General features: G+C 42.7%; 16 protein-coding genes. All 16 read right to left on the bottom strand.

All coding sequences use genetic code 11. The features are described from left to right. Positions 1-121: 121 nt before the first annotated feature. Entirely contained in the window at positions 122-346 is a 225-nt protein-coding gene (locus tag IPL34_RS20455) for a hypothetical protein (RefSeq protein WP_296843382.1), read from the bottom strand. Positions 347-562: 216 nt separating this feature from the next. Beyond that, a complete protein-coding gene (locus IPL34_RS20450; RefSeq protein WP_296843381.1) occupies positions 563-868 on the bottom strand; it encodes a hypothetical protein in 306 nt (101 codons plus the stop codon). Beyond that, positions 865-1,035, bottom strand: a complete 171-nt coding sequence (locus IPL34_RS20445) for a hypothetical protein (RefSeq protein WP_296843380.1) — start codon at positions 1,033-1,035, stop codon at positions 865-867. Before IPL34_RS20445 ends, IPL34_RS20450 begins: the two co-directional genes overlap by 4 nt. Positions 1,036-1,138: 103 nt before the next feature. Continuing rightward, on the bottom strand, positions 1,139-1,981 hold the full coding sequence (bet, locus tag IPL34_RS20440) for a phage recombination protein Bet (protein ID WP_296843379.1): 843 nt from the start codon (positions 1,979-1,981) through the stop codon (positions 1,139-1,141). Between the two features lie 9 nt (positions 1,982-1,990). After that, complete coding sequence (locus IPL34_RS20435) at positions 1,991-2,365, bottom strand: single-stranded DNA-binding protein (RefSeq protein ID WP_296843378.1); 375 nt, start codon at positions 2,363-2,365, stop codon at positions 1,991-1,993. Positions 2,366-2,588: 223 nt separating this feature from the next. Next, the gene (locus IPL34_RS20430; protein WP_296843377.1) at positions 2,589-2,939 is read right to left on the bottom strand and encodes a hypothetical protein; all 351 of its coding nucleotides are present in this window, start codon (positions 2,937-2,939) and stop codon (positions 2,589-2,591) included. Then, on the bottom strand, positions 2,936-3,391 hold the full coding sequence (locus IPL34_RS20425; RefSeq protein WP_296843376.1) for an N-acetylmuramoyl-L-alanine amidase: 456 nt from the start codon (positions 3,389-3,391) through the stop codon (positions 2,936-2,938). Before IPL34_RS20425 ends, IPL34_RS20430 begins: the two co-directional genes overlap by 4 nt. A gap of 246 nt (positions 3,392-3,637) precedes the next feature. After that, positions 3,638-3,847, bottom strand: coding sequence for a hypothetical protein (locus tag IPL34_RS20420; RefSeq protein WP_296843375.1), 210 nt, complete (start codon positions 3,845-3,847; stop codon positions 3,638-3,640). Next, the gene (locus IPL34_RS20415) at positions 3,847-4,137 is read right to left on the bottom strand and encodes a hypothetical protein (protein ID WP_296843374.1); all 291 of its coding nucleotides are present in this window, start codon (positions 4,135-4,137) and stop codon (positions 3,847-3,849) included. Before IPL34_RS20415 ends, IPL34_RS20420 begins: the two co-directional genes overlap by 1 nt. Continuing rightward, complete coding sequence (locus IPL34_RS20410; protein ID WP_296843373.1) at positions 4,106-4,378, bottom strand: hypothetical protein; 273 nt, start codon at positions 4,376-4,378, stop codon at positions 4,106-4,108. Before IPL34_RS20410 ends, IPL34_RS20415 begins: the two co-directional genes overlap by 32 nt. A gap of 221 nt (positions 4,379-4,599) precedes the next feature. Beyond that, the gene (locus tag IPL34_RS20405) at positions 4,600-5,304 is read right to left on the bottom strand and encodes a hypothetical protein (RefSeq protein WP_296843372.1); all 705 of its coding nucleotides are present in this window, start codon (positions 5,302-5,304) and stop codon (positions 4,600-4,602) included. A 10-nt stretch (positions 5,305-5,314) separates the two neighbouring features. Then, positions 5,315-7,186 carry a glycine-rich domain-containing protein gene (locus IPL34_RS20400; RefSeq protein ID WP_296843371.1) on the bottom strand — a complete coding sequence of 624 codons (1,872 nt, stop codon included), beginning with the start codon at positions 7,184-7,186 and terminating at the stop codon, positions 5,315-5,317. Position 7,187: 1 nt separating this feature from the next. After that, the gene (locus IPL34_RS20395) at positions 7,188-9,902 is read right to left on the bottom strand and encodes a hypothetical protein (RefSeq protein WP_296843370.1); all 2,715 of its coding nucleotides are present in this window, start codon (positions 9,900-9,902) and stop codon (positions 7,188-7,190) included. An 8-nt stretch (positions 9,903-9,910) separates the two neighbouring features. Further along, complete coding sequence (locus tag IPL34_RS20390; protein WP_296843369.1) at positions 9,911-10,399, bottom strand: hypothetical protein; 489 nt, start codon at positions 10,397-10,399, stop codon at positions 9,911-9,913. A gap of 3 nt (positions 10,400-10,402) precedes the next feature. Continuing rightward, complete coding sequence (locus IPL34_RS20385; RefSeq protein ID WP_296843368.1) at positions 10,403-10,777, bottom strand: hypothetical protein; 375 nt, start codon at positions 10,775-10,777, stop codon at positions 10,403-10,405. 55 nt (positions 10,778-10,832) lie between these two features. After that, positions 10,833-13,709 (bottom strand): hypothetical protein, encoded by a 2,877-nt coding sequence (locus IPL34_RS20380; RefSeq protein ID WP_296843367.1) that lies wholly within the window; start codon positions 13,707-13,709, stop codon positions 10,833-10,835.

Genomic DNA, 13,709 nt, shown 5'->3' with positions numbered 1-13,709 from the left:
CATCATCGTCTGATATATAATCTAAATGACCGTTGGGATATATTTTTTCCACGACTCCGGTCCATACATCTGCATTGGAATAAACTCGTATCCTATCGCCTACCTTAATATTACTCATCACTTAAACCTCTTTATAAACAGCCACAATATGAGGTCTACCATTTTTTTGCCTAACCTCTTTGTGTCTTTCTAGAACATACTCAACCTTTGCATTTTTAATGTCGTCATATATACAAACTACATTGGTTAATATTTTAATTTCATTTACTGGCAAATTTAACGAGAATCCATTTTTATTAATAAGTGTACAATGTATTGGCATATCTTTTTTAGTTTCTTTATTCACAACGACACACCCCGCATCAATTCTTCTTTTAGCTCACCGGCGCAGCAAAAACATATTATAAACTCGTTAGCTGAAAGACTTATAAGTATACACCTTGTAAATACAGTGTCACAAATAATACACTTCTTATTCTCGTAAGTGATGATTTGTTTTTTCATAAACTTACTCCGTTAATTGAATAGGCTATGATTAGTATAAATATATAGAGTAGGTAGTTCATTCAATTGAACCATAAATCTTATTTAGTGCTTCTTGTGCAATAAAAACATCATCCTCTGAACACATGCATAACTCAGTACATGAACAATTAACCCTTATTTTAATAAGTGATTTAGTAGCAACCTCAAGCGCTTCTATTATGCGGAGTACTGTGTCGGGGTTTGCCTCTTCACGAAATTCAAATTTACTTTGTGTTATATTAAACCATGATGAAGGCGTCACCTCCTCACTAGGAAGGTTAAGACATTTTGAATATTTACCCGCTACCTCTTTCAAATTCTCTAGTTCTTGTTTTGTAATCATTTTTTATTCTCTATGTATCGCTCACATAATTCATTATTCATTAATACATATTTATCCTGGGCTTTATTGTAACCATCACAGTAACCAGATGAATAATGCTGGTATAGCCCAATATCATCGAAATCATTTTCTTTGCACAGCGGGCATGTAAGATATTCAATTTCCATTTATTCATCCTCATTCATTATTTTACGTGTGACTCCGTATGTGTACCCAACGTAAAATGTTGCACACATTAAAAATAGTAACTTAATACTTACATAAAACGGGTTAAGTAGGCTCACTGTCTAACTCGCCGCTATCTAGTTTTGTTACTGGGTATGCTTCCATGTATTTACATAGATCGTCATACTGTTCTTTTGTAAGTTCTTTAGAGCTAGCTAGTCCGTAGCGTGCTTGTAGTAATTCACTAGCAGCGGGCTTTGTATAACCATTTGTTGCTGCTATAGTGAAAAGTCTAGTCAATTGGTCTTTAGATGGAACCCAACTTTGTGCCACAAATGCAATTGGCTCTACTTGTGTTTGTATTTGTTTAACCTCTTCTAAGTCTGATTCAGAAGGGAACTCTTCTTTTGTATAAATAGACGATAACTCTTGTGGGAACGCCTTCCGTAGCGCCAAGCTTTCAGCTACCTTTGCAAGCATAAGGGTCGGCATCTTTGACCACATTGGAGTTACCTTCCACTGTTTGGTTTCTTTATCTTTATATTTTTGAACATATTCACTATACATAGCCACAGCATATAATGGCTCTTTAAATTTAGTCCTCATAACACCAAGCTTTGCAGCAACAGGTGGAGTGCTCTTTAGCCAAACATCAACCCATACACCATCATCGCCACACCAAAAAGGTCCGACCTGGCCAGCATAGTCCCCACTTCTTTCAGCGATTAATCTAAAACCATCAATACTAGTTCCTATACTCATCACTTCGCGTTTTAAGTTATTATCGTAACGCCTCATAGCGTATATCTGGCGAGCAAGGGGATCTAACCCTGTGCGTTTTGCTGTATATAAAAATAGCTTTAACTCATCATCTGTAGCGCCCTTGCAAACCTGTTGCTTGATTAAATCAATTTGGTCTTCATTCCAGACCATTAGCTCTGTAGTCATACTCACTCCTTAAAAATCTAGATCTTCTAAATCTGAATTATCAACAAACGATTGTAAGCCCTGTTCTTGCTTCGCGGGCTTAGCACCAAGTAGCCTTAAGTTATCTGGGAATAGGGTTAGTGAACCCCTAGCTTCCCCGTCCTTCGATGTATACGCATCAACCGTTAGTGTGCCATCAACATATATCTGTTCGCCTTTGCGGGCATTCATAGACACGTAATCTGATAGTTTACCAAAACACATCACGTTAACCCACAGTGTGGCGTCCTCGCCCATGTGTTTGTAATTAGAGGCTACCACTAGCTTTGTGTACGGTTTACCAGCCTTGCTTGTTCTTACCTCAACGTCCGTTGCAATTCTTCCAAGTAGTATTAATTGATGCATTTAGTTTCTTCCTTTTGTTGTATGTAGACCTACAAAAAGGACAAACGCCGCCATGCCATTGACGCTCACTCAAGTCTATATATATGCGCCTATACCCAATACGATATAATATAAAGTGAATTAGTTTATTGCACTTCCTGCACTTACGTCGCCTTATTGTGTTATTTTCCACATAGACGAATTAGCATAATTTTCCACACTTACAACATAAACAGTGTTAAGATCAGCTCCCGCCGATAGACTTCATCCTGGCTGTAACTATACCCGCACCAGAGCCGTGTGTATAAACCATTCTTATCCAAGAATAACTAACATCAAATTTAGGGATGATATAAGGGCCACCGCCCGAGGTAATGGCAACCGTAGCACCAGCAATATCAACCCAGTTTGTTATATCTGCACCCGTATCTTGCATGCCTGTGCGCTTGTCATTAGAGGCCTGAAATTTAAGCGTGCCTGCTTCTGTACCCGTTGAGGTCGCTACAGCGCTAATGGCGAACATAAAGGAAGCGTCAAATATTTTAGACCCACTAGCACCGGATGCAGTAACTAGCTCAACTATATCAAATCTCATAAATCCCCCAAAATGTTGTCTTTTATGGTGTCAGTATTATCAGTAAAAAGAAAACATAATAATCTGTTAATAGAAATGTTCGGACAAGTTTTCCCCTGTTTTAGTGCGCTTGCCCACTGCGCGTGCGTATAAATCTCCCATGGATCTATATTAAACCTATCCATTAGTTCCCCTGATAACTCTCTTAAGCTTTTAAACTGTTCAATTGTGTACTTATTTCGGCCACACAAAACTACACCTATATTATCCTCGTTTGCTCCTTCAACATGAGCGCCCATTTTTGTAATCTTGCGGCCATCATCAATTCTGCCATCTGGTTGAATAACAAAATGATAACCAATACCAGTCCAGCCCCTATCCTTGTGCCATTGGTCGATAGTCTCAACGCTAACGGGAAGGCCGTTTTTGGTATCTGTACAATGGATGGTGATTCTAGATGGGTTAAAGATCATTACTTACTGCCCCTGCAGCTGTCTATAAAATCTACAACTTTTCTAAAATCATCAGGGTTCATACAGAACCATCCATTTGCCTGCTCATAAGGCACTAGCTCATTATCTTGACCGCGATACATACCACCGCGCTCTACTTGGTGTTGATACACCTTTACACCTAGCCCTGGTGTCCTACACCCTGAAGAAAGAAGCGAGGACACAAGCATAGTAGTGATAAGGAAAAGAATATGGGAAGGTAGAAACTTACCCATTTAGAATATCCTCAATCTTACTTGTGTCCCCACTAGGTTTGCCACCCTCATCAGGCTTTGTAGCAGCGGCAAATGCTTCAGAGATTTTAACTATAGCAGCTTGGCGCTTTTCTAGCGGCGTCTTCTGTAATAGTTTAACAAACCAAGTTACTTGGTCGAAAAACTTAAATACCCCAGTTAATACAGCTAGAAATTCACCCATTAAGCTACAACCCCATCCTTTTTAAGCAAGTCTTCTACCAAGTCCAAAACTGGTAAAGACACAGCCTTAGCAAGTGCTAGGGGAGATTCTTTTGCTTCATCAACAATCTTATCAAGACCGTCGATAGCAGGTGGGAGCTGGGTGATGGCAGCAGTAATAATTAAAGGCAGGTCGGTTCCAGCTTGAAAACCATTTGCCATTGCAGCTTTAACAGCGCGTACTACGTTACATACGGCTAGTGCTAATTCGTGTGCCTCTTTACTGACTTCGCTTTCTACTTTTATTTTCATTTTTTAATTCCTCTATTCTTCTAATGCGTTCGTTGTACTCGTTTATTGTCTTGTCCTGATACTCAATACGAGTGATTACTACTGCCAGCTTATTGTTTAATTCTTGGACACTGACACTAGCCAATTTTACCTCATCCTTAACACTGTTAAAAATGAAAACAATTAAAGCAAATAGTATCGTAAATATTCCCTGCCCAGCGGCCACTATACTCATCAAGATATGCTCGCTTTTTAACCTCATGGAATACCCCTATTTCCTGCTAAGTAGTTGAATTATATAGAATATCTTATCTAAGATGGGCCTTATTCGTTCATTTAAAAACTTTTCTGGTTGTTCACCAGGAATAAGCATAAAAAAAGAAATTAACAATGTTAAGAAAAGAGGCGCGACCGTGGCGGCTATTCCGGCCAGATAAATCCATTTATCAAGTCCACAGTCGCCCACGTCCTGTTACCTCCTACCTACACCCAGTAAACTACAATAGGGTGCAAGTCCCCAAGTTCTTTGGCAATCACTTGCCTCATACCTAAATGATATTGCTTTACTACCCTTTTTTCAAACTTAGACCACGCCCATCTAATCAACTTATACTTACTGTGCTTCCCGTAGATGTATCTAATTATTATGCTTTGATGATGGCCTTTAGTTGAGCCAAAAAGAATATAGAGGAACAAATAAAGAAGTCTTAATTTATTAACTGATATTACATCAACGCATGACTGAATGTGTGCCACCGCGTCAATTCTGCGCCCCATCCATGACTGAAATGTAAACTCTAATGGAACAAGGTTATTATATAACCACTTAAACAGTAAAAAGCGTCTTTGGTTACCAAAGTTAACAATCACCCAAGCTAGATCATTTAAGCCAAGTAGCTTTGACGCAAGAGTAACAGCTACATAGTCGTCATAGGCGGTTTGTTCATATTTTTTAGTTGGTGACCTGTTTAATAGGCCGTAAAAGCTTCTATTGTGCGCGCTGCATTGAGTAACTAAGTCTTGAAACTCTTTTGCGTCCCTATCCTCTAGTTCACCACGGTTATACAGCGTTATGTAATATAGCGACGTGTACAGTAAGCCATTACCAGTACTATCTGGGCCAGGATAATTACTATTACTTACTAAGCCATCAGGTTGTTGCCACGTCCTAATAGCTGCCCTAAGCATTAGAGTAACCTCATTGGAATTGGTACCGAAGGATAACTACGCCAGAACCGCCAGCGCCTGATGTGCCAGCACCGTCACCGCGACCGCCGCCACCGCCACCGGTGTTAGCCGTGGCGTTGTTAGCCGCAGATGCGGCACCGTTTGCGCCGCCGCCAGCACTTGCCGTGCCTTGCGTGCTAGCGGAGTTGGAACCGCCGCCGCCTGAAGCGTAGAACACTGCACTACCACTAATGGAGTTGGAACAGCCCGTCCCGCCGTTGCCGCCAACTGCCGCCGCGGCGTTACCGCCAACGCTGCCACAGCCACCACCGCCACCACCGGATGAGTTGGTTACGTCTACGCCAGTACCGCCTGCGAAGCCTTGGCCAGCGATGCCGGTGCCGCCGACTTGACCACCTGAGGTACCACCACCGCCGCCACCTGAACCACCATTATTGCCAGCGTTAGCGTTAGCCCCGCCTCCGCCGCCGCCTGTTGAAGTAATAGTATCGAATACTGAGTTACCGCCATTATTCCCACTGGTTCCAGTGCTCACCCCAGCGCCTCCTGCGCCTACTGTAACGGTATAGGTACCCGTTCCATAAGTAGCTCCTGGTGTTGTGTATCTTAGTCCCCCTGCGCCGCCGCCCGCCGAGTTAGAGTTACCACCTGCGCCGCCGCCCGCTACGACTAAGCTTTCAACCATCCCACTACCGCTAGTAATCTGGAACGAACCGCTAGAGTTAAATGTATGAACCCTATAGTTACCATCTGTGGTTATCGTTCCACCTGTTGCCACTATAAAGGAGCTGGGCAATGCCTCGTCACGTACTTTAGCAATAGTTAAGCGGCTAGTGCGTGAGTTAGTATCATTTGCTCTATTTGAGCTATCATCACAAGCCCTTAAAATATCTCCAGATGATAATGCAACACCAGGATTTGGTGCGTTTACTGCTACGTTTGACGCTGCCATAGTATATGAAACTTGATTAGTAGATAGTACACTGTCAAATCCACCAGTAGTACAGTCATCATTTTTAACAACACCAAAGTTAGACGCTGCACCTGTGTTTCTATCTAATCTATTTACGGCATAAATACCGTCCTGGTTCACGGTACATGAAGTACCAAGTGTTGCACTATCTGCACAAGATATTGCGGTACCCTGCGTAGACGTAACAGTATACCTTCTAATATTTGTATTAGTAGAACCAAAGCCGTTACCAGTAGTTAATAGTGCAACGCTACTTGCTCCAGTTGTATTATAAATAACAGGAAGTTCATGCACACTAACCTTATCAACCTTTAACGTCCAAGCTGATGCACTTGTAGTAGCTACATGAAAAATTAACCTATAATCAACAGAACCTGTTGCAGCTAAAAATGCAGATTGAAACCGACCAGAGGTAGCAGATATGCTAGTAGTAAGTGGCGTTATTAATGTGGCGTTAGTAATATCATAAACATAAACCTGAACATCTGAACTTGCACCTGTTGTAAATGTGCCACCAGTCTCATAATAGAACTCTATTGTTAAGTTTTGTGGATTAGCTCCAGAATATGCCTCATCAATTGTAAAGTCGTAACTAGCACCCTCGCCCTGTCTATTTGCTGCGTCCTTAGTAAGTATAGCAGATGCCTTACCCTCTAGTGGTGAGCTAGTTGACCTTGTAAACGTAACAGTAGGCGCGCCGCCCGTACCATTTACCGGTGTTGTACCTGCCGCATCTGCATACGTTGCCCACCCCTTTGTGCTTTCCTCAAATAAACCTATTTTAACACTAGACTTAGCTGCGTAAGCTCCTTCAAGTTGGTCTATTCTTTTTAAAACCTGCGTGCTGTTACCAGCGTATGCATTAAAACAAAAAGAACTTAAGGTTAATAGTGTAGTAAATAATTTCATGTTACATATTCCTCGATTGCTCTACCCAGTCTGAAGTTGAACCATCAGAACCAAGCCACATTAAATTAATACAATCATCTTTTCCAAGTATTGCAGGACCGTTAATAGATAATCCGTTTCCTGTGTCTAATTGAACCCAATCTGTGTCATCAGTTCCACAAACACGCATTTCCTGGCCAATTACAGTGCCAGCTTCAATTTGTGGGCTTGCTGTAATATCAACACCGCCTGAACCATCGACAAACACAATCTGTCTTACAGCAGTTGTGCTCATATCAGATGCGCCGCTTGTAATACCTGTACCAGCAACGATTGCCCTACCTGTGGTCCTAGTTCCAAATAACTCAGGAGTTAATGATTGCCATGTGGTGACACCTGTACCGTCATTTACTAGTGCCTGATTAGCAGCTGTTGCCTGCGCTAGTGGAAGGGTTACAGAGTAACTACCAGTCACAACACCGGCCTGAACGGTTACAGTGTTTGTACCAGCGCCTGGATCACTTAATACTAGAGAGGTGTCAGAACGTAACGCGCCTCCTGCACTTACTTGCCCAGCAACGCCCAAGCCACCGTCAACACGAACAGCGCCGGTAGCAGGGGAAGTACTTGCTGTTGTTTCGTCAAATACAACCTGGCCTTTAGTAACGTTTGTTGTACTTCTAAAGACTAGGTTATCACTTGCGTCAACACCGCCCGTGGCAATCTGGCCACCAGATAGACCTGGCTTATATAAGTAATCAGAAAGCGAACCGCTACCCACAGCCGTCCAAGCGTAAACATCAGCAGCATCTTTTTGACAAATTTCATAAATATCAGCAACACCAGCGCCGCCTTGTATTACCCACAAAGTGCCTCTAATGGTTGCGCTACATGCTGGTTGAGCACCGGAAGTAGCTAGTTCAACACCGCCCAAGAAATAGTTACGTGCACCAACGTCGTCTTTAATGCCAAAGCACTCACCAGATACAAAGTTACAAAGGTTAGACGTTAAGTGTAACCCGCGCATTTCCCCTGTAATATCTATTGTGCCACCTTGGTTAAGAAACCCAGCAGCCGCATACATATCAGCGCTAGTAAGTGCTCCGCCAGTCGAGGCAGCAGAAACACCAGAACCAGCAAGGGCTGCGTTAATATGGTCAACCGTAACACCAGCGGTAATGTTAGTTTGTCCAACATACCCCACATAGGTATATCCGACAAGACCGCCCAATATATCAACAGGCATGTCATCGTTGAAGTTTGTGACTGTAGCAAGGTTGTTAGCTATAACAGCGCCGCCGCCCGTAACTGGGAACCCAGCGTCTACAGTAAATGTACCACCTATGCCGTTTAGTGATCCAACACCAGTAGCGCCGCCATATGTAGCAGTGTCGTATAATGATTGAACGTTTAAGCTACCGTCATTTATACTAAGCCCTACTTTTGGTACAGTAGATGTAAGGCTTGAGTTATTTACACTAATCCCTGTAACGCTTGCTACAGTTCCGGTAGCAGTTGGGTTTATTTGTGCGCCAACATAGTTAGTAACGTCATCCCCAATTGTTCCACCAAAGTTATAACCTACAACGTTTGGATTATCTCCTGTTAGGTTTGGGCTTAGACTTGAAAGAAATACACTATTTATAACACCAGAACCTTGTGGGTTGATGCTTTGTCCTGTGTAGTTACTTACTGCTGAATCCATTGTGGGCGATGCTTGGAAGTCAGTCCAGTCGTTTGCGGTTACGCCAGACGCCATATTTAATCCGCTGAAAAAACCAACGCCGCTTGTGAATGTTGCTCCAGTAGCGATATTAGGCTGCGAATTAAACGACTTAAGATAGCTTGGCATGCTAGAAGTCGCACTAAATTGTGGACCTGATGAATAACCGTTGTAACCGTTAGTCATAGCGCCATTGATATTTGGTTGGTCTACATAACCGTTATAACCAAGAAAGTTGGAAGTTATTACTGGATTAATACTAACACCATTAACGTTTGCACCAACTAGTGACGCCGCTGGAAAGTTAGACGTAAATTGAAATGCCGCTATGTTAGACGTTACAGATGAGCCTGCGTTAAAGTTAGGTGATGCGGAGAATGCAATATAGTTAGGTACAGAGGTACCAGCGTCCCATCCTGATACATCAGAAAACCCATAGTATTGTCCTGCCACGGAAGCAGAAAAGTTTGGCTGTAAATATGGCCCAAGAAAGTTATTACTAACCGCGCCGTTAATATTAGCGCCCATGTAGAGGTGGTTATAATCAACTATGGCCGCAACGTTTGGATCCATGAAAAACCCAGTTTCAGGGTATAGATCAAACCTAGCCGCATCACTAATGCGCATACGCTCTAAATTGTTGGTCCTGATAGATAAGTCTTGTAGGTCGGTAGTACCTAAAAAGTTAATAGTGTCATCAGTAGCGGTGTTGCCTGTAAGCGTCCACCCAGTTAATCCAGTTAGTATGTTAGTCCACACCGTGTCAGCAGCACCGGCCTTAAACCAAGCCTCACCCACACCTGCGTTATCTCGCACAGCAACAGAACCAACAGGGGCAGCAACACCAGCGCCAGCGCTTGGATCAACGCTAATAGTTCTATACTCTTTGTTGTCTGATAATCTTAAACCTAATTGAGGTAAGAACTTACCATATTGACCGTTCCAGATAACCGCGTCACCTGCAAACGCTGTAAGGCAGCTAATAAATAAAAGTAATGTGATAATTTTTTTCATAACCACCTTTAACTAAAGAAGTTTAATATATTGTAAGTTCCAGAAGTGCTAGCCGTTGCCGAAACAGCTCTTATAGAGATTCTATCCCCAGCTGCAAATGCCAACTGTATCTGCCCGTTTCCACCAGGCTGAATAACAGCAACTCTAGATTCTGCAGCTGCTGCACCGACACCTAGCTCCATTATCTCACCAGAAGAGTCGAATATTTCTACGACGTTTGCATCTGCAGGAAGAGCAGCAACTAATTGAACCCAAGCTGCAGCTGTAACGTTTGTTGTTCCATAATCTGTTATTACAGAGTCAACATAAGAACGCCCTGGTTCAGCACTGTTTTGTGATACTAAAATGTCACCAGCCGCATTAACGTGGCCAGGAGCTAAGTCTCCACTTGGGTCTTCAAACCCAACAAGTGTGGCGCTGGTAGGAATTATTGCACCAATTGTACCGATACTTGGGTTTGTAGATACTGACGCGGGATATCTGTAAAATTGTGGCATGGCTTAGATCTCCTTACCAGTGATGTACATGTCTAATAGTCCAGTGCTGGCAGTTGGTGTGTACACGACACGCACGTTAGGCATTGGTAACTGGTTAAGGTCGATCATTATTTGATCTGCAACACCAGCCGCTATTGGATTACCCGTTAATGGAAGAGCAATCCATGTACCAGCTACCTGAACGTTTCCAAAACCATCAGCAAGGTAATCGTCACTTACTTGAACCTCAAAGGTACCATCAGGTGTTCCAGTAAAATTAAGTTGTATTGATATGTTGTCTAGAAATTGAACAACCGTCACAGGGCTAGTAATAGTCCCAGACATATCGCCCTGTGTTATTGTTTGAGAACGTTTTAAGACGTTTTTAGTAGATGCCATATTACCCTCTTATGGATTAAGCCTCGATAAAGGCTAGGTTACTTTAGTACTAAGTTTAAGCGCTACCCTCTCTTTTGTTTGTAGCCCTAGCCTGCTGAGGAGTTAATTCCATGTTGCTAATCTCACCAAGAGACTTCATAGAGCCCTTTTGTGGTGCCAATTGATTATGCGTGTTTTGTTGTTGCCCCTTAGGCTGAAATGCAATGATTGACTGGGGCGTCATTGTTGAATCGAGACCTTGTCCCATAAATAAAGATAACGACAGTCTAGTTCTGTAAGGGATGTTTTCACCCTTAGCAATTCTGTCAGTCATGTCAGTCATCAACTTGTTAGTAATCTTGCTGTATAAAGCAGGATACATTGTGCTTACATCCTGTATGTCCTCTGGAGTAAGTGTGCCCTTCTTTATGCTTTCAACAATAAGTAGAGGCTGCTCTGCTAGATCAAGAGCGCGGTCATACCTAGCTTTAGCGGCCTTAGACGGAATAGATGGCTTATCTAATGGTGCCTTTGGTGATGTATCTGGTCTAAGACTGTTTAGGTATTGAACAGCACTACTACCAGTCATAGCAAGAGATGTTGCATGGTCAGGCAAGTAGTATCCTGTGTCACCACCAACGCCCATTAGTGACTCTGGGTTTTGATTTAGACTTTGTAGCTTCTTATCAAGCTTCTCCCTCTTCTCAGGGCTTGGCATAACACTTTGAGGTAATACCTTAACACCTGCATCAAAAACTGATTTGGTAGCTTTATTAATTAATGACTCGCCTTTAATTACAGCGTTAGCTACCTCAATCATCGCCTTAAATGCAGGAGCATTAACAGGACCAGAATTAGACATGAATTTTAACATTCCAAGTCTAGCAGCATCCTTTGACTCACTATAAGCAAGCTTTCCAACATGAGCAGCAGCCCCAGCCATTACAGTGGCCAGTCCACCGTGTCCCATGAGCGCGGCAACCATAGCGCCTATTCCGCCTGTCATACCGTCACCCATCAGTGCTTTAACGGTCTTAGCTGTACCAGATGGGTTCATGACAGGAGGCAATGCATCTTGTAACTGCTTTAATCTAGCAATCTGACCTTCTGCATCACCAAGTAAAAACTTTCTATATTCAGGAGAAGACTTCTCAAGTGTAGAGTAAAATACTTTTGGGTTTATAAGAGCGTCACCCTTAGCTTTATTAGATGCGTCTTTTAATAGAGAATCCCTAAGATACGACTTGAGAGACTCTGCAGCTTTTGGGAACGTTCCCTCGAGCATTGCACCAGCCTCTGCTTTATTTTTAGGGTTTAATCTAGATATAATTTGTTCTGGATGCATCTCCGATAGATTTTTTAAAAAACCTTTAGGACCACGGAAAGCACCCACCCTTAACTCATCATTTAATGCGCCAATCTCTCTTTTAAGAGCCCCATATGCTGGCTTAACTGATAACCACTTTTCAAGCAGAGGGCTACCCTGAGACCCCATGTGAGCCTCAGCAGCATTCTCGGCAGACTCTTCTACTAGATCTCGTACCTTCCTACCAATATGGTAAAGCTGTTTTCTATCGGCTTCCTTATTTATAATTTCTGAAACCTTACGCAAATCATCTATAGAAGAAGAGTTTTTTAATCCTTCATATAGTTTATTTATAAGCGCTTGCTCTTCGGAACCAGGAACAAGATCAAACTTTCCTTCGGCTACAATATCACCAATCTTATTACCAATATTAGCCTTTAGAGAATTATCTAATGGGATGTCTTTAAAACCCTTTTCAACTTCCTCATAAATCTTGTTTATTGGTTTTAGACGCTCTTCAATTCCAGATTTTAATTCTGTTAATACTTTTTGACCACCCTCATGTGCACTTAAAGAACTTGTAGCGGCAACATCTGCTTCTGTTTTTCCTAAAGAACTTAAAACTTTGTTGTCTATCTCTCTATGGAAATTATTTACAGCTGTTTGAACCTTATGAGCTGTTGAGGTGTTGTTTTCCATTAAAACTTGGAATTGACCTCTAGCCGTTGGGTCATTGCTTAGACCGGCTCTAACCTCAGCTGGAATGCTCATGCCAAGATCAGCTTCAATTACTCCTAGGTCTTCTGGTCCAATACCACCAAATGAGAGTGGCCCCACTCCAGACACAGCTGCCTTTTCTGCTTGCTCTTCCCCTGCTGTGGCAATTGTTTTTGCTAATGCAATTTCTGGAGCATCTCCGTTTAGTCGATCTTTTATAGATCCAAGAGATTGAGATAATTTAGACTCAGATACAGCTTTCCATAGCGGCGAAACGTAACCAATGCCGCCACCAATCCCTGCACCTATAAGCCCACTTAGTCCAACAGATGCCGCAGCAGATCCAATTGATTGATCTGGGTCTTGAGTGAACATCTTAGATATTTCATCACCAGATTGAAAGATTGAGTTTTCTACCATCGCTCTTGCTGCGCCACTTCCAACTCTAGCGGCTACAGTTTCACCTGCTATTCTTGCACCTACAGCCTCACCAGCTCTTGCTAGCGCAGCTCCTTCACCAACACCGATTAGAGATGTACCAATTAATCCAGCCATCTCACCAGCGCCGTAAGCTACTGGGTTTTCCTCGCGTCGTGCTCTGATTGCCTCAGGGTCAACACCTAGGGCAGTCTCTATGCCAGTACTAGCACCAAACGTAGCAGCGCTTGCAGCACCTTCCAAGGCAGTCTTAACCTGTTCTACACCGCTTCCATATTTTGCAGAGTTTAATAAACTAGTGAGCTGCTCTGTATTTGGTTGGGTATATCCTTGAGCAACAAGCTTTGATGCTTCTGAGTAAGGAGCAACAACAGGGTTACCATCAGGGTCATTTAATGCAACCTCGTGAGTGCCTGCCTCAAGAGCGCCTAAAGAGTCCTGTTCTGGTAGGTCTTCTGCTAGTCCGGTTTGTGCATTAATTACAACAGCCAT

Source organism: Thiofilum sp., assembly GCF_016711335.1.
Classification (GTDB): domain Bacteria; phylum Pseudomonadota; class Gammaproteobacteria; order Thiotrichales; family Thiotrichaceae; genus Thiofilum.
Note: the sequence above shows the minus strand (reverse complement) of the source record. Positions and strands in the feature narration are given on the sequence as shown.